This window comes from Pseudomonas putida (genome assembly GCF_002025705.1).
Taxonomy (GTDB): Bacteria; Pseudomonadota; Gammaproteobacteria; order Pseudomonadales; family Pseudomonadaceae; genus Aquipseudomonas; species Aquipseudomonas putida_J.
Map to the genome: position 1 here is coordinate 3,267,680 of NZ_CP018846.1, position 21,533 is coordinate 3,289,212.

The window sequence follows — 21,533 nt, forward strand, 5'->3', positions numbered from 1 at the left end:
TCGATCAACAGCCCTCGGTGGCTGTGCTGAAGCGTTGCCGACCGCCGGCCTGCAGGCCATCGACCCAGGCCTCGCAAATCTGCACGCCCTGGGCCGGGGTGAAGGTGCCGGGGTTCAGCCCGGACTCCAGCCACAGGCCGTCGAGCAAGGCGCTCAGGCTGATGGCGGCGAGGTCGGCATCGAAGCGTTCCCAGCCCTCCTCCTGCGCCAGCTCGGCGAGCAGCGTGCGCAGTTCGCGGCGGTACTCACCGTAGGAGTGGTCGTGCACCTGGTTGATCGCCTCGGCAGTTTTCACCGCCCCCCAGAACGCCAGCCAGGCATCGAGCAGCTGCGGGTCGAGCAGCTCGGCGCTGAATGAGCCTCGGAAGAACGCCGACAGCCGTTCACGGGCGTTGGGCGCGACCTGGGCCATCGCCTCGCGCAGCAGTTGCATGACCCGGCCAGTGACGGCCATGTAAGCCTCGGCGACCAGTTCGTCCTTACCTGAATAGTGGTGGCTGATAAGCCCCACAGAGACGCCGGCTTCGGCAGAAATCTTGCGGATCGAGGCGCCCTGGAAGCCGTGGCGCTTCAGGCAGGCCAGCGTGGCCTCGACCAGATTGGCCTTGCGCAGTTCGGGCAGCATGCGGCTGAAGCGGGCTTCCTGGGTCATTGGTGGCTCTCATGGGTCGCACAGTTGAACGACTGTATAGCAACTCGCCTCGATCGCGATACCCTGTTTATACTCGGGCACGCTGATCCCCCGACCTGCCGGGCCCACGATAACAACAACAGAGGCACCGCCCATGACCGACCTGATCCACTCGCAACTCGACGAAGGCCTGCTGACCCTGCGCCTGAACCGCCCAGACAAGCTCAACGCCCTGACCAACGCCATGTACACGCGGCTGGCAGAGCTGTTCGAGGCCGCCAACAGTGACCCGCAGGTCGAGGTGATCCTGATCACCGGCAGCACCGAGTGCTTCACCGCCGGCAACGACCTGCCAGATTTTCTCGAACAGCCCCCGACCGACCTGCAAAGCCCGGTGTTCCGCATGATGTGGGCGGTGCTGGCGCTGGACAAACCGTTGATCGCCGCCATTGCGGGGCCGGCGATCGGCATCGGCACTACCCTGTTGCTGCACTGCGACCAGGTGCTGATCAGCCGTGACGCCAAACTGCGCACGCCGTTCGTGGCACTGGGCGTGTGCCCGGAGTTTGGCGCAAGCCTGCTGCTGCCACAGATGCTGGGGCATGCGCGGGCTGCGCAGCTGTTGTTGTGCAACCAGGCGCTGGATGGCGAGCAGGCGGTGCAGTGGGGCCTGGCGACCGAATTGTTCGAAGATGGCGGGCAATGCCTGGCTGCCGCCGTCAAGCTGGCGCGGCGCCTGCAGCAGCTGCCGGCCGAAGCACTGCGCATCAGCAGGCGTCTGCTCAAGAATGGGCAGCGCGAAGCGCTGGCCGCAACGGTGGCCAAGGAAGGCTTGCTGTTCATCGAGCGGCTCAACAGCGATGAAGCCAGGGCTGCCTTGACCGCGATGGTATCGCGCAAGGGTGCCTGAAGCGCCCAGGTGATACGCTTGGTATCAACGTATTGCCGACCCGCACCAGCACGCGGCAGGTGTTCTGGTACAGCTACACCGGCACGGTCATGGCGGCAGTTTGATAATACTGGACGCTGTACTGGCCAAGGTCGTCGCCGGCTTTTCTGACAACGTCGGCCTGCACCTGCTTGGCGTACTCGGTGGCGGGACCTTACTGGCGACGGCGTCGTGCCCCTGGCCCAGAATGACTTCATCCCTTCTTCAACTTCAGCTTCTTCATCCAAATGGCTCCGCGAAACCCCTTCCTTCAGGCGCAGGGCCTTGGCAGGCGGCCCCTCGAAGACCTGAAAAACCTCGGCATTGCAGCCGGGGGTTGGGCATCAACTGCGAGTGCTCGAAACCCGCGAAGCCGAATTTTGGGCGCCGTGCCGGAAGGTTTCAATTCCGGCTACGGCCTTTGGCAGCTGAGGATTTCGAGCACTCATGCAGCAGACTCTGTTGCTCCTTGGCAGGGCTATTGATCCTGGCTCTGCTGTTGCACTTCTTCGTCGTCAGCGAAATGCTCGTCATTCACAGGCGCGCTGGGAAGCATCGAGTGTGAACTGCTTCTCTCGACGGCTTCCATATAGCCAGATGTGCTGTCGACTTCGTCGGTGGAACCTGCAAATGTTGGCAGGCAGACTGCACCTAGCAGCGCTGCAGTCATTGCGCTTGGTATGGCTGTGCTCGTTGTCGTACGCCTCCGTTCAGAGTCGCACATCGCAGTTTGAACCTCTGAGCCCAACGTGCGTTCGCAGGTGACCAACGGCGTCGCTGATTACCCTATGAGATCAGGCTACCCGCCAGCTTCGCTTGCAACGATTCGATCTTGTGCAGCAGTTCCTGCTGTTCGGCCTTGGCCGCGTTGATGTCTTCGAAAACGCTGATGAGGTAATCGGCAGAGCCGTCGGACTGCCGCTGGATGGAGGTGCGCACCCTCACCCACTTGTAGCTGCCATCGCCACAGCGTACGCGCTTCTCGACCACGTAGCGGTTGATCGACCCGGCCAGCAACTGGACAAGCAGGCTCAGGTTGCCCTGCAGGTCATCGGGGTGGGTGATCTGTTGAACATTCAGTGCGTACAAATCCTGCTGGCTGTAGCCGAGCAGCGCACACAGGCTGTCGTTGACGCGCTGCAAACGCCCATCCAGATGAATGAAGGCGAGCGCGCCTTCACTCAACTCGAAGATCGTGCGGAACCGCTCCTCGCTGGTGCGCAGCGCTTCCTCGGTCAGCTTGCGAGCGGTGTTATCCATGCTGATGCCGACGATCTTGATGGGCCGGCCTGCAGCGTCGTGCACCACCGTCGAGCGCGACGAGATCCAGCGCACGCTGCCATCAGGCTGGTACATCCGATAATCGTAATCGCAGTTTTCACCCGAGCGGATGATGCGGTCATACATCGCCTGCATCGCCTCGACGTCCTCGTCGGGGAGATGGCTCCAGAAGTCCTGGTTCGAGCTGATGGTCCAGCCGTAAACGTCCTCGACGTTAGACGAGTAGGTCAGTTCGTCGCTGATCAGGTTCCATTCCCAGGTCACGATGCGCGCGGCTTCCTGGGCCAGCTTCATCCGCGCTTCGCTCTCCATGATCTCGGCGGCGTAACGCCGGCGCAGGTCGGTCATTGGCAGCTCGACGGGTTCTACTTGCTGCACACTGCTCAAGGCCTCCTGGCCATAACGCAGCCAGATCCAGTTCACCCGCAGAAAGTCAGCCAGCTTGCGCAGGTTGTCGTAGTCGATTTCCCCACCCTTGGTCCATTTGTGGACAGCGGTGCGGGAGATACCCAGGGCGGTACCGACGGCCTGAAGCGTCAGCTTGTTGTGTTCCAGCAATTCCTTGAGACGGAAGGCGAAGCTGTTTTCCTGCATGAGGGGGCGGTCCTGGGAGTGCTTGGCCGCCAGTATACACATCTGTCAACCCATGGATGACAGACGTGCATGGCAAACCCTAGGCCAGGACCGGTGCCGCCGTTTGACGGAGAGAGCGGCTCAGAGGTCGATGACCAACCGTGAACCACGTGCCCTGGAAACGCAGATCATCAGGGTTTGCTGGGATGCTTTCTCTTCATCGGAAAGGTATTGGTCAAAGTGCTCGGCCTCACCCTCGAGGATGGCCGTTTCACAGGTACCGCAAACGCCTTCCCGGCACAGGCATTCGACCTGGGCGGCCTTGACGTTTTCAATGGCCTGGATGATGGTCATACCCTCTTCCACCTGGAGTTCGCGGCCGGACTTGCCGAGCACCAGGGTAAATGCGCCGCCAGCAGCCGGGGTGGCTGCGAACTGCTCGAAATGCACTCGGGCATCAGCAATGCCTGCGGCTTTGGCCCCTTCCACCACCGCATCGATCAGCGGCTTGGGGCCGCAAACATAAACGTGCGCGTCCTCGCTCATGCCAGCGAACAGCGCCTGCAGGTCCAGGCGGCGCCCAAGGCTGTCGACGTACACACTGACACTGGCTGCATGGGGGCCATCCACCAGTTGCCCGTGGAATGCGCCGTGATCTGGGCTGCGGAAGGCGTAGTGCAGCTCGTAAGGGGTATCCCCTCCTTCCAACTCGTGCAGTTGCGACATGAAGGGGGTAATGCCGATACCACCAGCAATCATCACGTGCTTGCCGGCAGAGGCGTCGAGACCGAACAGGTTGTTCGGTGTCGAGATGGTGAGCTCGCTACCCACTTCGACCTGCTCATGCATGAAGGCCGAGCCGCCCTTGGATTGCTCTTCCAGGCGCACGCCGATCTGGTAGTGCGACAGGTCCCTGGGGTCGCTCATCAAGGAATAGGCGTTGCTGAGGCCATCAGCCATCTTCACGATCACGTGGCTACCACCGGTGAAGGCCGGCATGGGCTGGCCGTCAGCGCGCGCAAGGGTGAAGCGCTTGATCTGTGGCGTCGCCTGTTCGACCTCGAGCACCTGCACATTGAACATCTCGTAAACACTGGCCATCTTGCACCTCAACTCCGCGCAGGGCGGCGGCCCCGCCGCCCTGGCATTACTGCTTCGGATCCTGCAACGCATCACAGCTCCGAAATGAACGATTGGTAGGAACGTCCCCGGCCTTTATCGCCGGGGCTCAAGGTCAGTCCAGATGGGCAACCGCAATCAGGTTGTGGAAGTGAGCGATACCATGCTCGCTGATGCCGGAGCGCTCTTTGTCGACCATGATCCGCCCTTGCCCACGGTAGCCCCGCGACTTCAGGCCCTTCTGCACGCTCTCGACCAGGCGCAGGTCTTCAGGGCGGAACACATCGCGGTACCAGTCGATCAGCACTTGCTGTTCCGGGGTGATGTCCTTGTTCAGGAAATAGATGTCGTAGTGCTGCAAGGTGGTTTCGGCATCGACCGGGAACTCATAGATGCAGGTCATGAAGTTGGCTCCCGGCGGCACGTTGAACATGGTGCACGGCCAGGCCCAGAAACCTGCAAAGGATGGGTCGGTGACAGACTCGTCGACCTTGAACGACTGCTCGGACGACTTGGCGACGCCGTACTGCAGCGTCCAGTTGCCGTGCAGTGTGTGCCCGTACTGGCCCACGTCTACCGAGTCGGCGAAACTTGGGTGCGCCGGGCCGCAGTGGTAGCACTCCAGGTAGTTGTCGACAATGGACTTCCAGTTTGCCGGTGTGTGGCTGACAAAGCGTGCCGCCAGCTGCAGATCGTCGATCACGCTGCAGGCTTCGCGCATCCGCTGCTGCAGGCCGGGCAGCTGCTCTTCCACAGACCCCGCCGCGTTGTCCATGTTGATGAAGATGAAGCCGGCATACTCCTCGACGCGCAGCTGGACGAGGCTGTAATCACCTTTGTCGAACGCCTCGACCTGGTCGCAGTTGCGCACGTGGGTGAGGTCGCCGTCGAGCTTGAAGGTCCAGGCATGGTACGGGCAGGCGATCACGTTCTTGGCCTTGCCGCTGCCTTCCAGCAGTTGGTGGCCGCGGTGCGGGCACACGTTGTAGAAGGCGCGCAAAACGCTGTCGCGACCACGGATGACGATGATGCTCTCGCCAATCACCTCGCGGGTGATGTAGGCATTGTTCTCGGCCACTTCACTGCGATGGCCGACACAAATCCAGCTTTTGGCGAAGATCTGCTCCTTCTCGTGCTCGAAGACCTCCTTGTTGGTGTAGAAGGTGGCCGGGATGGTGAACGCTTTCTCATGGTCGTGGCAGAAATCAGCTGGCAGGCGTTGGAACTTGGTCATCTCTATCTCCAGACTGCGCGTTGCGCATCTTGTAATTCATGGTTAACTGGCATCCACCAGTTAACAGGTCAGGCAAAAAAAAGCCTGCGGCGGTATCAACCGAGGGGTAGGCGACACCGCGCAGGAAATCATCACGCCAGCTCGGCTGCTGCGGCGACTGGCCGGGGCACGGGGTGCTCGCTGACGACGTGCTCTTCGCGCGCCATGGCAGCGGCTTCTTCCTCGATGCGATGAGCCGGTACCGAGCCGTAGTCGGCCAGCATCCATTTGAAGAAGCCATACACCTTGATCAGCAGGATCACGGTAAACGGAATGGCGGTGAGCACCACTGCCGTCTTCATGGTGGACAACGAGGCTTTCGCGAACAGCATGGCCAGCGGCACCAGGGTCAGGGTCACGCACCAGAACAGGCGGTGCGTGGGCGACGGATCTTCACCGTCCTGCAGGTTACGCGTACTGGTGGCGGCGACGGCATAAGCCGCAGCGTCCATGTGCGAGGCACAGAACACCGCCATGATGAACAGGTACACCGCCATGAACACCTTGCCCCACGGCAGGCCCATGACCACCGCTTCAACGGCACTCTCGCCGCCGTGTTCGGTGAGGATCTTCGGTACGTCGATCGCGCCAGTGATGAACTGGTGCATGCTGTAGCTTTCCAGCGCGCCGAAGAAGAACCAGCAGCCGACACTGCCGCCCATGATCAGCGCCAATACCACTTCCTTGATCTGCCGGCCGCGCGATACGCGGGTGACGAACATCGCAACGCCAGGTGCATACGACACCCACCACAGCCAATAGAACACGGTCCAGTTACGGGTGAATTCACCCTCACCGGCCGGGTCGGTGAACAGGCTCATGTGCACGTAGTTCTGGATCATCAGGCCAATGCCGTTGGCCGTGTTGTTGATGGTGAACTGGGTCGGGCCTACCAGCAGCACCACGGCGGCGAACACCAGCGCGCCATAGCAGACGATCTTGCTGAGCTTCTGCAGCCCGCCGTCGATGCCGATGTACGAGCTTAGCGAGAACAGGATCGCAATCACGCCGATCAGCATCACCTGGACCGCGAAGGTGTCGGGCGTGCCTACAAGGCCCGACAGGCCGCGGGTCAGCGTCGAAGCGGTAAGTGCCAGGGAAACCGTCAGCGCGCCCATCATGGTCAGCAGGAAGATCAGGTCGACAAGTCGGCCCACAGGCCCGGTCGCCTTGAGCCCGGTTACCGCCTCGACGATCGAGGCGAGGTTCAGCCCGCTCTTCTTGCGCACGTGGAAGTGGTAGGCCATGGCCAGCGACGCCAGCGCGTAGATCGACCAGGCGCTGATGCCCCAGTGGAAGAACGAATAGCTGACGCTGTATTCCAGGGCTTCACGCGACTGCGCGGCAATGTTCAGGCCGGGGGTCTGGTAGTAGTAGGCCCACTCCATCACGCCCCAGTACAGGGTCGAGGAGCCCATGCCCGCACAGATGAACATGAACACCCAGGTCAGGGTGGCGTATTCAGGCTTGCCGGCGCCCAGGCGAATGTTGCCGTACTTGCTGAAGGCAATGCACAGCACGGCCAGCGTGCTGGCGAAGATGAGCATCTGCACCGCAGTGCCAAAGGACCGGGTGGCCCATTCGAACAGTTGATTGGCAGCAATGCCGGCCTGCTCGGGGAAGGCGGCCAGGCCGATCACCGTCAGCAGCACAGCGATCAGGCTCATGGTGATGAGGAACACATCAACCTTTTTGTTGAGGTAAGACATCAAGTGACTCCAGGGACGTTTTTGTTTTTTTGTCACATCCAACGCAGGCTCGGGATGGCGACGCCCTCCTTAGCTTCGCAATAGATTCGTAACCACTGGTTAACTGCAATCCACTGGTTAACAGTCTGCGGACAATTTCTGCGTTTCGCAAGAGTCTGAGGCTGATAAAAATCGCCCGGTGATCGGGTCACCGGGCGATGGGTGTTGCGGGACAGGTTGGAGCACTGGCGCAAGAAGCCTCGCGCTGCCTCGCTCGCTATTTGCTGGCGATCGAGTGCCCCGCCAGCGGGCAGCTCTGGGCGTTGAGAAAGCGCGACTTCTTCAGCCAGTCCTGCTGCGGGTAGTAGGCAAACACATAGCTACCGTGTTGCAGCGTGTCGATCAGCTTGCCGGCAATGGCCGGCCGCACGGCAGGGCAGCCCTGGCTGCGCCCCAGGCGACCGAGGCCGGGAACGACCTTGGGGTCGGCATACGCGGCGGCGTGCATGACAATCGCCCGCGACATGCTGTTGTCGTTGAAGCCCGGCTCAAGCCCCTGCAGGCGCAACGAGCGGCCGTGCTTGCCGCTGTAGGTCTGGCCGGTTTCATACAGGCCGATGGAGGATTGGTAACTGTTCGGGGCATTGGAGAACAGGGTCGGCACATCGGCGCCGCTGTTCTTGCCATGGGCGACCCATTCCTCGAACAACAGTTTGCGTGCGCGCAAGTCGAACACCCAAAGCCGCTTGTCACGCGAAGCCTTGGAGTAATCGATCACCGTCAGCAACTTGTCCGCCTCGCTGTGGCTGGCGCAGGCGTAGGCACTCAGTGCCAGGGTCAAGGTCGAAAGGCTGGCGTTCGGCGCAAGCTGCTGCAGCTCGGCGGCGCTGGGCAGGGGCTGCGCCTGGGCACTGTGCCAGGCGCCGAGCAAAAACAGGCCAATACTGGCCACCGAGAGCCGGATGGCTCCCTGCAAAGGATCGAAAATCGACATGGATTACCCTGGTAAAGACCTGAACCGGTCAGCTAAAAAAACCGTCGGTTTAAGGCCAAAAGCCACCACTTTGCTTGATTTCTACCGCAATGCCGATCATTTCTTGACCAACGGCTTAAGTTCTTCATCGTCGTCGGTGGTGATCACAGTGAATTTCCCGTCGCTGCGAGTTTCCCGGGTAGACGCCCAATCGGTGATCACCAGCATCGTGCCGACATCCATCGCCGCACGCAGATGACGGCGGAACTCCGGGTTGATGTTCAGTTGCCCCAGTTGTTCATAAGGCGTACTCCCGTATTCCGGGTTGCTCAGGCCCACCACCGACCACCGTAAGGGTAGCCCGTCATCGAGCGCCAGGGCGGATGGTTTTTGCAGCAGCGAGTAAACCGCCATGCCACTGCGATGCTGGCTTTCTTCAAGCGAAAGGGCGGGTGCCGAGCCGATCAACTGGCCACCGCGATACACGTAGGCGCGGCGGTCAGCGCGGCTGACCAGGATCGACAGCGGCCCTGATGCCGGGTCCGGGTCGTTCCAGAACTGCTGGTTACTCAGTACCAGCGGGCCCTGGGCCTTGCCTGCGCTGACCGTAGGCGCCAGCACGCCGGGGTGGTAAACCTCCACCGGCGCACTGTGGGTATCGGACACGATGACCGTGGTCGAACTGAAACCGGTGACCTCATACAGCTTCTTGGCAAACTCCAACGGCAGGCGCACGCAACCATGGGAGGCTGGGTAGCCCGGCAGGTGCCCTGCATGCAGGGCGATACCGTCCCAGGTCAGCCGCTCCATGTAGGGCATCGGTGCGCTGTTGTAGAGGCTGGACTGGTGCTCGACCTTCTTCTGCAGAATGCTGAATACCCCCGTGGGGGTTTCCCGGCCGGCCTTGCCGCTGCTCACCGTGCTGACGCCAATGGCGATGCCGTTGCGATAGACATAGGCGCGTTGCTCGGTGAGGCTGACCACCACCGTCACCGGCCCCACCGGCGAGACCTGCGGGTACCAGAGAAACTGGCCAGGCTTGAGGCTGTCGAGCTGGGTCCTGAGTGCGGCTGGGGTGGGCACCTGCAGCGGCGCCGCCTCGACCAAGGTGGCGGCAAGCAACAGACCCAGCGCTAGCGGTAGATGCGACATCGACTGACCTCCATGGCAACCTGCCACAAGCTTATTCTGAACAACCCTTGCAAGCCACTTGTTCGACACGTCGAGTGCGCGAGGTAACAACTGTGCACAGTAAACGTGCACATAATTCCCACATGAAAGCTCAGGCAGCTAGGCACCTGGCAGGCAAAAACGCGCCGTGACCGTGAATCCCATCCCCGCTCACGGGTTGGTACGAATCTTGTTTGTATACAAATACCAACAATAAAAGTACACAACCATCATGGAGTCCCGATGGCGTCGATTTCCCGTTCCGATGTTGGCCAGCTTGCCGATCTCCCCGCCGAGACGGCTGACCCCAGTCAACTGCAACTGAGCCCGCGCCTGTACAGTGCCGACCTTGCTCCGACCCGCGCGGCAAACCGCACCTGGGGGCGCTACAGCCTGTTTGCCCTGTGGACCAATGATGTGCACAACATCGCCAACTACTCCTTCGCCATCGGCCTGTTCGCCCTGGGCATGAGCGGTGCGCAGATCCTCGCCGCCTTCGCGCTGGGTGCACTGGTGATCTACGGCCTGATGAACCTGTCCGGCTACATGGGGCAGAAGACCGGCCTGCCCTACCCCGTCATGTGCCGGATCAGCTTTGGCATCCACGGTGCCCAGATCCCGGCACTGATCCGCGCGGTGATCGCCATCGCCTGGTTCGGTATCCAGACCTACCTCGCCTCGGTAGTGCTGCGCGTCCTGCTCACCGCCATCGCGCCAGACCTCAAGCCCTATGACCAGAACTCGATGCTTGGCCTGTCGACCCTGGGCTGGGTCACCTTCCTCGGCATCTGGTGCGTGCAAGTGGCGATCTTCGCCTACGGCATGGAGATGGTACGCCGCTTCGAATCCCTCGCCGGGCCGATCATCCTGGTCGCCTTCACCGGCCTGGCGGGCTGGATGTATTGGCGCAGTGGGCTGTCGATCGCCTGGTCCAGCGGCAACGCGCCGACCGGCCCCACGATGTGGCTGAAAGTGCTCGGTGCCGCGGCGCTGTGGGTCTCGCTGTACGGCACCATGATCCTCAACTTCTGCGATTTCACCCGTAACTGCCCGGACCGTCGCACGATCAGCGTGGGCAATTTCTGGGGCCTGCCGGTGAACATGCTCGGCTTCGCGCTGATCGCCGTGGTGCTCGCCGGTGCGCAGTTCAGCATCGACGGCAAGCTGGTACAGAGCCCGAGCGAAATCGTCGCCGCCATCCCCAACACCGCAGGCCTGGTGCTGGCCTGCCTGGCCTTCCTGCTCGTCACCGTGGCGGTGAACATCATGGCCAACTTTGTAGCCCCGGCTTTCGTGCTCACCAACCTGGCACCGAAGGTGCTGAACTTCCGCCGCGCGGGCTTGCTGAGCGCCACCATCGCAGTGCTGATCCTGCCCTGGCACCTGTACAACAGCCCGTCGGTGATCGTGTATTTCCTCGGCGGCCTGGGTGCCCTGCTCGGCCCGCTGTACGGCATCATGGTCACCGATTACTACCTGGTACGCCGCAGCCGGGTAAACCTGCCGCAGCTGTACAGTGAAAGCCCCGAGGGCGCCTATCACTATCGCGGCGGGGTCAACCTGCGTGCTGTGGCGGCGTTTGTCCCGGCCTCGCTGATCGCCATCCTGCTGGCGTTGGTGCCGGCATTCGAAACGCTGTCGCAGTTCTCCTGGTTCTTTGGCGCCGGCCTGGGCGGGCTGATCCACTACGCCCTCGCCAACCGCAGCACCCGGTACCTGGAAGTGTCTGGCGAAAGCATCGCCGTGGACAGCGCGCACCACTGAGTTTTGCCTGCCGTCAGATGTGCAGTACCTGTGAGATCGAGCGCCGCCCGCGCGGCGCATCGCGGATAAATCCGCTCCTACACCTGTTGCAACGTGCCGAACCTGTTACGCCATGGTTGCCCGCCCTGGCGCATGACTTGAAGCTGTGCAAACCGGCTGACAACCATGGCCTCATAGGCATGGCCACGTTGCAACAGATGTAGGAGCGGATTTATCCGCGATGCGCCGCGCGGGCGGCGCTCGATCTCACAGGCGCTGCATCTCTCTGCTTTATCGGGCCCACTCGGACAGTCAGGAAGCCAGCGCTTGCGAACGCCGCGGCGTCGGTGCCTCGTACCGCTGGGGTTGCTGCCAGGCCAGCTGGGCCTGCACCTGTTCAGCGGCATCCATGACCTTCTGCGCCCAGCTGTCATCTTCCGGGTTGACCACGACCACACGGAAACCGTGGTCATAGCCCTCGATGCCGACCCCTTCGGAATCATCGACGTGCAAGTCGATGTCGAACGCCGGTGGGTACTTCGAGGGGGCATTTTCAAGCCCGTGCAGCGACAAGACGTGCTGGTGGCGATCGCTGTTGACCACGCCGTCGACGTGGATGCCGTAAAGCATCAACCAGCGGCGGATATAGGCCGGTGTGCGCCCCGAAGAGGTGTAGATCCAGATGCTGCAGCCCTGGCGGCGCAGGTCGCGGATCAGTGAACGCGTGCCGCTGCGCAGCGGTTCGCCCAGCCAGCGGTGGATGAACGTCGGCAGCTTGCTGTGTTCTTCATCGGCGTGGTGAGGCAGGCAGGCCAGTGTGTCATCGATATCGAAGGAAATGCGCATCTGCGGGCGCCTGAATTTGCGCCCGATGGCTTGCCACGCACGTCGCCCACTGGTCTTGCCTTGCTCTAGCATCGAATACCTTTCCATCATCGGCTCCCCTGACGGGCCGGCACGCAGGTGCCGCGCAGGAAGAACTTGTCGGGTTCAGGCGCCTTCGCTTCGAGGAAGGCTGCGTACTTTTTCTTGATCTTGGGCAATTCGTACAAAGCCTTCACACCATGCTTGGCGGAGTTGCGAATGACCGAGGACGGGTTGAAGTAGCCCTCGGCGTTGTCCAGCGTCAACACGAACGGCGGCAACCCTGCACGCATCAGCAGGTAGCTGACGATGAGCGACCCCGTGCGGTTGTTGCCCTCGATGAACAGTTGCGGCTTGCTGAGGATGCGTACATAGACACCGGCTGCCCGCTTCCAGATCGACTCGCTGCGGTACGAGCAGTACCAGTTGTACAGGTCCTTGATGCCGCCTTCGACGTTGTTGAAAAAGCGTGCCTCAGTGGCCTCGAGGTGTGGGGCGAACTCGCGGCGGCGTGCCGGGTCGCTGCCGCACAGCACGGTGGCGTTGATCTCCAGCATCAGGTTCAGCTGCTGCAGGTCGAACAGGTCCACACCCCGTGCGACATAGTCGTCAATCAAGGCATAGCCTTCAAGCACATTGAACAGCACCTCGTCGGTGAATGGATCACGCGGCTCGGTGAAGTGCTGGCTGAGTTCGGCAAAGCGGCCCTGCACTTCGCGCAGTGCGCGCTCTACCGCTGGCAGGTCAAGACGACATGTCGCATCCATTGGTAATCTCTTGAAACAGAACAATCGTGAAAGCGACCCACCCCGCTCGGCCTTCCTGGCCTGCGGGGTGGGTCGCCGGGCGGGTGCCGCTGGCTCAGCTGAACTTGCCGCTGATGTAGTCACTGGTCAGCTGTTCACGCGGATTCTGGAAGATCTGCGTGGTCGGGCCCATCTCTACCAGGTAACCGGTGCGGGTACCCTGGGAGATGTCGACCGAGAAGAACGCGGTGGTGTCGGCCACACGAATCGCCTGCTGCATGTTGTGGGTCACCAGGGCGATGGTGTAGTCCTTCTTCAGCTCGACCATCAGCTCTTCCACCCGGCGCGTGGCGATCGGGTCGAGTGCCGAGCACGGCTCGTCGAGCAGTAGCACTTCAGGCTCGGTGGCGATCGCGCGGGCGATGCACAGGCGCTGCTGCTGGCCGCCGGACAGCGACAGGCCGCTGACCTTGAGCTTGTCCTTGACCTCATCCCACAGCGCAGCGCCTTGCAGGGCGTGCTTGACGCGGTCGCCGATGTCGCCCTTGTAGCGGTTCAGGCGCAGGCCGAAGGCGACGTTGTCGAAGATGCTCATCGAGAACGGGTTTGGCTGCTGGAACACCATGCCGATGTAACGGCGCACCACCACCGGGTCCACGCCCTTGCCGTAGACATCCTGGCCAAGGAAGTGCACATGGCCTTCGAAGCGGAAGCCTTTGACCAGGTCGTTCATGCGGTTGAGGCTGCGCAGCACGGTACTCTTGCCGCAGCCGGACGGGCCGATGAAACCGGTGATCTCGTTTTTCCTGATCGGTACGTGGCTGTCGCGGACCGCCATGAAGTTGCCGTAGAAAATCTTGTCCAGCTTGCAGTCCATGACAATTGGCGCTTCGCTGACCAAGGGAGCGGCTCTTTGCGCTGTAGATACGTTCACGGTCGAATGCTCCCTTTCTCAGTACTTGGGCTTGCCGAAAATACGGCTAAGAATGTTGACTACCAGCACGATCATCACCAACACCAGCGAGGCCGCCCAGGCGAGCTCCAGCTGGTTGTCGAACGGCATGCCGGAGAAGTTGTAGATCAGTACGGCAAGCGATGCCGTAGGGTTCATGACGGCCAGGCTGCCGTCGTGGTAGATCCAGTAGTTGCTGAACAGTGCGGTGAACAGCAGCGGTGCCGTTTCACCAGCTGCGCGGGCCACGGCCAGCATGACGCCGGTAAGGATGGCCGGCATGCCGGTTGGCAGGACGATCTTCCAGATCACCTGGGCGCGGGTGCAACCCATGCCGTAAGCGGCGTCCTTCATGATCTTGGGCACCATCTTCATGGCTTCTTCAGCGGTCAGCACGACGATCGGCAGCATCAGTACCGCCAGCGCCACGCCACCGGCCGGGGCCGAGTAGGTACCGGTGGTCATCACCACCAGGGCGTAGGCGAATACACCGGCAAGGATCGACGGCAGGCCGGTGAGCATTTTTGCCGCGAAGCGCGAAGCGTTCGCCAGCTTGCTCTCGGGCCCGAGTTCGGCGAGGAACACCGCCGCCAGGATGCCGACCGGCACCGCGATGGCTGCGGCGATGCCGACCATGACGAAGGTACCGGCCAAGGCGTTACCAAAACCACCGCCCATCTCGAAACCGGTGGGTGGCAGCTCGGTGAACACTTCCAGGCTCAGCCGTGCACCGCCGCGGGTGATCAGCATGTACAGCACGGAAATCAGGGGCACGCTGGCCAGCAGGGCCACGCACCAGACCGTGGAGGTCAGCACCAGGCTGCGCAGGGCGCGGCCTTCGAAGCGACGCTGCAGGCTGGGCAATGCAGTAGTTGCCGCTGTGAGGTCAGTCATTATTTGTTACCCCGCTGGGCGTAGAGCATGATCATCGAACCGAACACGTTCACCAGCAAGGTGATGAACATCAGGACCAGGGCGGCGTACATCAGCACCTCGATCTCGTTCGGCCCGGCCTCAGGGAAGTTCAGCGCCAGCAAGGCTGCCAGCGTGTTGGCCGGGGCAAACAGGGACAGGGTGATGGTGTTGGCGTTACCGACCAGCATCGCCAGGGCCATGGTTTCGCCCAGTGCGCGGCCAAGGCCCAGCACCAGCGAGCCGAAGATGCCGGTGGCGGCCGACGGCACCATCACCTTGAGGATGGCTTCCCAATGGGTGGTGCCCATGCCATAGGCTGCCTGCTTGGTCTTCATCGGCACGCTGGTCAGCGCATCCTGGGAAACGGCGGCAATGGTCGGCAGGATCATGATCGCCAGCACCAACGCCGCCGGCAGCAGGCCGGGGCCACTCAGGGAGGTGCCGAAGAACGGGATCCAGCCCAGCTCGCTGTTCAGCCAGGCGGTCAGCGGCCGGATGGCCGGAATCACTACATAGATGCCCCACAGGCCATAAACGACGCTGGGGATGGCGGCGAGCAGCTCGACGATGGTGCGAAACACCGCGGCGAGCCTCGCCGGCAAGAAATCCTGGGTAAGGAAAATGGCCATGCTGACGCCGAAGAAACCTGCGATCAACAAGGCGATCAGGGCGCTGTAAAGCGTGCCCCAGATGGCGGGCAAAATGCCGTATTTGCCCTGGTTGACGTCCCACACACTGCCGAACAGCACGTCGAAACCGTGCTTTTCCATTCCTGGAAGTGCTTTGCGTCCTACTTCATATACCAACGCGAAAACCAGCGCGAGAATCAGCACCACACCGATACGTGCAAGGGCACGGAAGGTGCGATCGACCAGGAAGTCCTTGGTGGACGGCGGCTGGCACGCGGAGTCTGGGTTATCCGGTATGGCAAAAGGTGTGTTCATTTGGCTGATTCCGGGACTAAGGGCAAACACGCCCGGCAAGGTGGGTCACACCACGCCGGGAGCGCCTGAAGGCATTACTGGATGCTTTGCGACGCTTTGCGCACTTCGTCGACAACCGACGGTGGCAGCGGGATGTAGCCCATCGAGTCGGCGATCTTCTGACCGTGGGTCAGGCCGTACTCGACCATGTCACGCATGGCCTTGGCCTTTTCCGGGCTGCCGTTGTCCTTGCGGAAGATCATCCAGGTGTAGGAAGTGATCGGGTAGGACTTGGCACCTTCCGGGTCCGGCAGGTGAGCAATCAGGTTTTCCGGCATTTTCACCGCAGCCAGTGCTTCGGCACCGCTCTCGGCGTTCGGCACGACGTATTGGCCGGCCTTGTTTTCCAGCTCGGCGAAGTCGACCTTGGCCAGCTTGGCGAAGCCGTATTCGATGTAACCGATGGCGCCCGGGGTCTGGCGAACGGTGGCGGTCACGCCGTCGTTTTTCGGCGACTTGATGAACTTGTCGGTGGCCGGCCAGTTGACGGTGTTGCCTTCGCCCAGGTCTTTCTTGAAGTCGGCATTGATGGCCGACAGGTGCTTGGTGAAGACGGCGTTGGTACCGCTGGAGTCGGCACGCACGACCACGGTGATCGGCAGATCAGGCAGCTTCAGGCCTGGGTTGGCCTTGGCGATCAGTGGGTCGTTCCACTTGGTGATCTTGCCCAGGAAGATGTTGGAGTACACATCGCGTGGCAGCTTCAGGCCTTTCGGGTTGCCCGGCAGGTTGTAGGCCAGGACGATTTCACCGGCGGTCATCGGCAGCAGCTGTACGCCCTCGCCGACCTTGGCAATGTCTGCTTCGCTCATGGCCGAGTCGCTGGCTGCGAAGTCGACGGTCTTGTTCAGGAAGTCCTGAACACCCGCCCCGCTCCCCTTGGACTGGTAGTCAACGGTGACGCCAGCAGTGTTCTTGCTGAAGTCCTTGAACCAGGTCAGGTAGATAGGCGCAGGGAAACTGGCGCCGGAACCGGTCAGGCGAACGTTGTCTGCGGCAAAGGCCGAAGTGGCGCTAAGCGAGACGGCAACAGCGAGTGCAGCAGACTTCATCAGGCGTATCATGGAAAAGCGCTCCGTGTGATGGCCGACACACTTTGCAGCAGCTGTGTTACAGCTTTGTGACTATTGAATGGCAGTCGATGTATTACCCCCCTCTAGCACGGGGCTGACAGGCAGCGGGCTGTCATTTCGTGGTAACCAAATATGACTAAACACTTTGCCATCATCCCCCGACGCGAGTGCCCGCCATGTCCCCCACCGAACACTCCTTGATCAGGCGCATCCATCGCGAGCTGCTGGACCACAGTGATGAAGAGCTGGAACTGGAACTGGCCGAGGACGGCCATGACCTTGATGCGCTGTTTGACGAGCATAGGGAGGAAGGCAGCGAAAAGGCCGCACGACGCACCTACTTCCGCGAGCTGTTCCGCCTGCAGGGTGAGCTGGTGAAGCTACAGAGCTGGGTGGTGAAGACCGGCCACAAGGTGGTCATCCTGTTCGAAGGCCGCGATGCGGCTGGCAAAGGCGGCGTGATCAAGCGCATCACCCAGCGCCTCAACCCCCGGGTATGCCGGGTGGCGGCACTGCCGGCACCCAATGACCGGGAACGCACGCAGTGGTACTTCCAGCGTTACGTTTCACATCTGCCCGCAGCGGGCGAGATCGTGCTGTTCGACCGCAGCTGGTACAACCGCGCAGGCGTCGAGAAGGTCATGGGCTTTTGCAACGACGACCAGTACGAAGAGTTCTTCCGCAGCGTGCCGGAGTTCGAACGCATGCTGGCCCGCTCGGGCATCCAGCTGATCAAGTACTGGTTTTCCATTTCCGACCAGGAACAGCACCTGCGCTTTCTCAGCCGCGTGCATGACCCACTCAAGCAATGGAAACTCAGCCCCATGGACCTGGAGTCGCGTCGGCGCTGGGAGGCCTACACCAAGGCCAAGGAAGTCATGCTCGAACGCACCCACATCGCCGAAGCGCCCTGGTGGGTGGTGCAGGCCGATGACAAGAAGAAGGCCAGGCTCAACTGCATCCATCACCTGCTTGGGCAAATGCCCTATGAAGAAGTGCAGGTGCCGACGATCGAGCTGCCGCAACGGGTCCGGAAAGAGGACTACATCCGCAACCCGACCCCGAGCGACATCATCGTGCCACAAGTGTACTGATACAGCGGGCTGACGGGCTCAGAGCACCATGACCATTTCATGCCAGGCCATGCCACCGTGGTCCGAGGGCGAAGGCCGCACATACTGGTAGCCCATCTTGCGGTACAGCTCGACATGCTGTTGCTTGCACATCAGGTGGATGGTCTGCTTGCCCTGCGCCTTCATGCGCGTGATGAACTCGCCCATCAGCCGCTTGGCGTAGCCCTTGCCCTGATGGGCCGGGTCTACCACCACCGACATGATCACCACGTTGGGCGCCAGCGGGTCATGGCCGACCAGTTCCTTGAAGGCCTCGTCGGACATCACCACATCGTGGGCGCAGCCGCTGTTGATGAAGCCGACGATGCCATGGGCATCTTCAAGCAGCAGAAAGCCTTCAGGGTATTGGCTGATGCGCGTGCGGATCTTTTCCAGCGTGGCCGCTTCGTCACCCTCGTAGGCACCGATCTCGATCGCGAAGCAGCGCTCGGCGTCACGCACGACAGGTTGGCGGAATGACGTGTTGCTCATGGGCATGCATCCATAAATGAAATGATCGTGCTACTAGGGTAATTGAGCCGGGCTGCAAACCCCGCATCCTTTTCGAGCGTTATGATTGAACGCCTGCTGCGCGCTGCCCTCCCACCTTCATGCAGGGCGAACAGCGCGCTGCCTATTCACTTCTGGAGGAGTGGCTCGCATGAAAAAGATCCTGATGGTGCTCACCTCGCACGACCAGCTGGGGGACACCGGCAAGAAAACCGGCTTCTGGCTGGAAGAGTTCGCCGCGCCCTACTACGTGTTCGTCGACGCCAACGCCGACGTCACCCTCGCCTCGCCCAAAGGCGGGCAGCCACCGCTGGACCCGAAAAGCGACGAACCGGACGCCCAGACCGACGCCACCCGGCGCTTTGCCAGCGACACTGACGGGCAGATGGCCCTGGCCGACACGGTGCCGCTGGGCGAAATCGACCCCTACCACTTCGATGCGGTGTTCTACCCCGGTGGCCACGGACCGCTGTGGGACCTGGCCGAGGACAAGGATTCGAAGGCCTTGCTCGAAGCGTTCTATGCCGCCAACAAGCCGATTGCCGCAGTGTGCCACGCGCCTGGCGTGCTCAAGCACGTCAAGGCGCCAGACGGGCATCCGGTGGTCAAAGGCAAGAAGGTCACCGGCTTCGCCAATAGTGAAGAGCAAGCCGTGGGGCTCACCGAGGTGGTGCCGTTCCTGGTGGAAGATATGCTCAAGGCCAATGGCGGCCATTATTCCAAGGCGGCGGACTGGGCAAGCTATGTAGTCGAAGATGGGCATTTGATCACCGGCCAGAACCCAGCCTCATCCGAAGCGGCGGCCCAGGCATTGCTCAAACGCCTGGCGCGCTGACATGGAGCGGGCCCGGGCAGCCGAACAGGTCGCCTGCCCGGGCCTTGTGGATGCAGGCTATTTTGTAACTCGTTGATTCAGAAATTTTTTGAGATCAGGTTCGAGCGTGAAGCCCTTGTCGACCGCGCACCGGCCGCAAAGCAGCGCCATTGCTTAACCGGCGCCCTCCTCCCGACGACAGGCGCTCGCAAATTGTGTAGGAAAACGTGAAATCACCCCGTTTTTCCGGTCCTACAAACGCCTGTTTTCCCTCAACACACCGTTCATTGATGCCCCTTCGATCATTGCCCTAACCTCCGGGAGCTTCTCGCCCACAAGGACAACGCAATGATCATGGACCTGGCCGAACGCCTGACGCCGCAGCATCGCCGACTGTTCAAGTTTCACCACCTGGCCGAACCCGCCCAGCCTCTGCTGCTGCATAGCTTCAAGGGCCAGGATGGCCTTTCACGGCCATTCGCCTACGAACTGTTGCTGCTCAGTGACGCACCGCAGATGCCGCTCAAGTCGATGATCGGCCAGCAGGTGAGCCTCGAGATCGAACTGGCCGATGCCGCACCGCGCTTCATCAACGGCTACCTCACCCACTTTGCCAGCCTGGGCAGCGATGGCGCCCTGGACCGCTACGGCGCCACCCTGAGCCCGTGGCTGGCGATGCTGCGGCACCGCACGGACACGCGCATCTTCCAGAACTGCACGGTCGATGAAGTCGTCGCGCAAGTTTTTGCCCTGTACCCGGCTTACGCCGCCTATGCCTGGCGCCTCAGCCAGCCCCTGAAGCGCCACACCTACATCACCCAATACCGCGAAAGCGACCTCAACTTCGTCCAGCGCCTGCTGGATGAAGCCGGGCTGTTCTACTTTTTCGAGCACAGCCTTGAAGGCCACACCTTGGTCATCGGTGACGACTCGACCGTGCAAGACGCGCTTCCCGAGCAACCGCAGATCCGCTTTCACAGCGCCTCGGTCACCGAAACCGCCGACTCGATCACCCAATGGTGCGGCCGCCGCCAGCTGCAGGCCGGCAGCATGGCGGCGCAAACCTTCGACTACCGCCAGCCGCGCAACCGCTTGCCAGTGGCGATGCGCAGTATCAACCAACAGGGTGAGGTGCAGCGCTTCGAGGTCTATGACCCCGGCCAGTACACCCACAGTACTTCTGACGAAGGCGAAGCGTGGATGCGCCTGCGCATCGAGGCGTTGGAGCTGACCGCCAAACGGTTCGAGGGCGCCAGCAACTGCCGCGCGATGCGCCCCGGCTACAGCTTCGAGCTGCTGCAGCACCCTGGCCATGAGCGTGGCCCGCTGGAGGAGCGCGAGTTTCTGCTGATGGAGGTGAACTGCGAAGGCCACAACAACTACCTCACCGGCCAGCAGGCCGGGTACTTCAACACCTTCACCTGCGTACGCAAGAAGATCCCGTACCGCCCGCCGCTGAGCACGCCAAGGCCGACCATCAGCGGCCCGCAGACCGCCATTGTCGTCGGCCCGCCGGGCGAAGAAATCTTCACCGACGAGCTGGGCCGGGTGAAGGTGCAGTTCCACTGGGACCGCCACGGGGCCTTCAATGACCAGAGCTCCTGCTGGGTGCGCGTGGCGCAGGCCGGGGCCAGTGGGGGCTTCGGCAGCATCCAGATCCCGCGAGTGGAAGACGAGGTGGTGGTGGTGTTTCTCGACGGCAACCCGGACCGCCCGCTGATCATCGGCAGCCTCTACAACAGCAGCAATACCCCGCCGTGGTCGCTGCCGGCGAACAAGACCCAGAGCGGTCTGTTGACGCGCTCGATCAAGGGCAAAGAGTCCAATGCCAACTTCTTGCGCTTTGACGACAAGCGCGGTGCCGAGCAAGTCGTCCTGCATGCGGAGCGCAACCTGGAGACCGAAGTCGAGGCTGATGAAAAGCGCGAGGTGGGCGGCAATCGATCCGTCAAGGTCGGTGGCAAACACGCCGAAACCATCCGCCTCGAAAGCAGTATCGCGGTGGAAGAAGGGTCGTACTTCGTCACGGTCGATCAGGGGGCTGTGCGGATCAAGGCAGCAACGTCCATCACGCTGGAAGTTGGGGGCAGCCGTCTGGAAATGAAAGCAGACGGCAAAGTCATCCTGTCTGGCGTGGAAGTGGACCTCACAGGTAGCAGCATCATCCATTTGAACAAGAACTAGT

Annotated in this window: 19 protein-coding genes; 5 read left to right on the top strand and 14 right to left on the bottom strand. The window is 61.7% G+C overall.

From position 1 onward, the window contains the following. Positions 1–4: 4 nt before the first annotated feature. Positions 5–652, bottom strand: coding sequence for a TetR family transcriptional regulator C-terminal domain-containing protein (locus BUQ73_RS14700; protein ID WP_079228585.1), 648 nt, complete (start codon positions 650–652; stop codon positions 5–7). A 133-nt stretch (positions 653–785) separates the two neighbouring features. On the opposite strand from BUQ73_RS14700, the gene BUQ73_RS14705 reads away from it, so the two are divergent. Continuing rightward, a complete protein-coding gene (locus BUQ73_RS14705; protein WP_079228586.1) occupies positions 786–1,541 on the top strand; it encodes an enoyl-CoA hydratase-related protein in 756 nt (251 codons plus the stop codon). Between the two features lie 804 nt (positions 1,542–2,345). Here the strand turns inward: BUQ73_RS14705 and BUQ73_RS14710 are convergent. The 6 genes from BUQ73_RS14710 to BUQ73_RS14735 all read right to left on the bottom strand — a co-directional run bounded on the left by BUQ73_RS14710 (position 2,346) and on the right by BUQ73_RS14735 (position 9,618). Further along, positions 2,346–3,434: a PAS domain S-box protein gene (locus tag BUQ73_RS14710; RefSeq protein ID WP_079228587.1), complete on the bottom strand. Its 1,089-nt coding sequence runs from the start codon at positions 3,432–3,434 to the stop codon at positions 2,346–2,348. Between the two features lie 120 nt (positions 3,435–3,554). Then, positions 3,555–4,514, bottom strand: coding sequence for a PDR/VanB family oxidoreductase (locus BUQ73_RS14715; RefSeq protein WP_079228588.1), 960 nt, complete (start codon positions 4,512–4,514; stop codon positions 3,555–3,557). Positions 4,515–4,647: 133 nt separating this feature from the next. Then, on the bottom strand, positions 4,648–5,766 hold the full coding sequence (locus BUQ73_RS14720) for an aromatic ring-hydroxylating oxygenase subunit alpha (RefSeq protein WP_079228589.1): 1,119 nt from the start codon (positions 5,764–5,766) through the stop codon (positions 4,648–4,650). A gap of 131 nt (positions 5,767–5,897) precedes the next feature. Continuing rightward, positions 5,898–7,514, bottom strand: a complete 1,617-nt coding sequence (locus BUQ73_RS14725; protein ID WP_079228590.1) for a BCCT family transporter — start codon at positions 7,512–7,514, stop codon at positions 5,898–5,900. A gap of 256 nt (positions 7,515–7,770) precedes the next feature. Continuing rightward, positions 7,771–8,487, bottom strand: a complete 717-nt coding sequence (locus BUQ73_RS14730; RefSeq protein ID WP_079228591.1) for a murein L,D-transpeptidase catalytic domain family protein — start codon at positions 8,485–8,487, stop codon at positions 7,771–7,773. Positions 8,488–8,583: 96 nt separating this feature from the next. Continuing rightward, positions 8,584–9,618 carry a L,D-transpeptidase gene (locus tag BUQ73_RS14735; RefSeq protein ID WP_079228592.1) on the bottom strand — a complete coding sequence of 345 codons (1,035 nt, stop codon included), beginning with the start codon at positions 9,616–9,618 and terminating at the stop codon, positions 8,584–8,586. A 261-nt stretch (positions 9,619–9,879) separates the two neighbouring features. Between BUQ73_RS14735 and BUQ73_RS14740 the strand changes: the two genes are divergently transcribed. Then, positions 9,880–11,400 carry an NCS1 family nucleobase:cation symporter-1 gene (locus BUQ73_RS14740; protein ID WP_079228593.1) on the top strand — a complete coding sequence of 507 codons (1,521 nt, stop codon included), beginning with the start codon at positions 9,880–9,882 and terminating at the stop codon, positions 11,398–11,400. A 291-nt stretch (positions 11,401–11,691) separates the two neighbouring features. Here BUQ73_RS14740 and BUQ73_RS14745 read toward each other — a convergent pair whose 3' ends face one another. The 6 genes from BUQ73_RS14745 to pstS form a co-directional block, all read right to left on the bottom strand. Next, positions 11,692–12,312, bottom strand: coding sequence for a hypothetical protein (locus BUQ73_RS14745; RefSeq protein ID WP_079228594.1), 621 nt, complete (start codon positions 12,310–12,312; stop codon positions 11,692–11,694). Further along, positions 12,312–13,010 (bottom strand): hypothetical protein, encoded by a 699-nt coding sequence (locus tag BUQ73_RS14750; protein ID WP_079228595.1) that lies wholly within the window; start codon positions 13,008–13,010, stop codon positions 12,312–12,314. The genes BUQ73_RS14745 and BUQ73_RS14750 overlap by 1 nt, the downstream gene beginning before the upstream one ends. 94 nt (positions 13,011–13,104) lie before the next feature. After that, complete coding sequence (gene pstB / locus BUQ73_RS14755; protein WP_050437214.1) at positions 13,105–13,866, bottom strand: phosphate ABC transporter ATP-binding protein PstB; 762 nt, start codon at positions 13,864–13,866, stop codon at positions 13,105–13,107. A gap of 75 nt (positions 13,867–13,941) precedes the next feature. Continuing rightward, entirely contained in the window at positions 13,942–14,835 is an 894-nt protein-coding gene (gene pstA / locus BUQ73_RS14760; protein WP_027918792.1) for a phosphate ABC transporter permease PstA, read from the bottom strand. Beyond that, positions 14,835–15,800: a phosphate ABC transporter permease subunit PstC gene (pstC, locus tag BUQ73_RS14765; protein WP_079228597.1), complete on the bottom strand. Its 966-nt coding sequence runs from the start codon at positions 15,798–15,800 to the stop codon at positions 14,835–14,837. Before pstC ends, pstA begins: the two co-directional genes overlap by 1 nt. A gap of 74 nt (positions 15,801–15,874) precedes the next feature. Further along, a complete protein-coding gene (gene pstS / locus BUQ73_RS14770; protein ID WP_027918794.1) occupies positions 15,875–16,903 on the bottom strand; it encodes a phosphate ABC transporter substrate-binding protein PstS in 1,029 nt (342 codons plus the stop codon). A gap of 185 nt (positions 16,904–17,088) precedes the next feature. On the opposite strand from pstS, the gene ppk2 reads away from it, so the two are divergent. After that, positions 17,089–18,006 (top strand): polyphosphate kinase 2, encoded by a 918-nt coding sequence (gene ppk2, locus BUQ73_RS14775; RefSeq protein WP_079228598.1) that lies wholly within the window; start codon positions 17,089–17,091, stop codon positions 18,004–18,006. An 18-nt stretch (positions 18,007–18,024) separates the two neighbouring features. On the opposite strand, the gene BUQ73_RS14780 is transcribed toward ppk2, so the two are convergent. Continuing rightward, positions 18,025–18,516, bottom strand: a complete 492-nt coding sequence (locus BUQ73_RS14780; RefSeq protein ID WP_027918796.1) for a GNAT family N-acetyltransferase — start codon at positions 18,514–18,516, stop codon at positions 18,025–18,027. A 169-nt stretch (positions 18,517–18,685) separates the two neighbouring features. Between BUQ73_RS14780 and BUQ73_RS14785 the strand changes: the two genes are divergently transcribed. Further along, the gene (locus BUQ73_RS14785) at positions 18,686–19,369 is read left to right on the top strand and encodes a type 1 glutamine amidotransferase domain-containing protein (RefSeq protein WP_079228599.1); all 684 of its coding nucleotides are present in this window, start codon (positions 18,686–18,688) and stop codon (positions 19,367–19,369) included. A gap of 327 nt (positions 19,370–19,696) precedes the next feature. Further along, entirely contained in the window at positions 19,697–21,532 is a 1,836-nt protein-coding gene (gene tssI / locus BUQ73_RS14790; protein WP_079228600.1) for a type VI secretion system tip protein TssI/VgrG, read from the top strand. Position 21,533 lies beyond the last annotated feature (1 nt).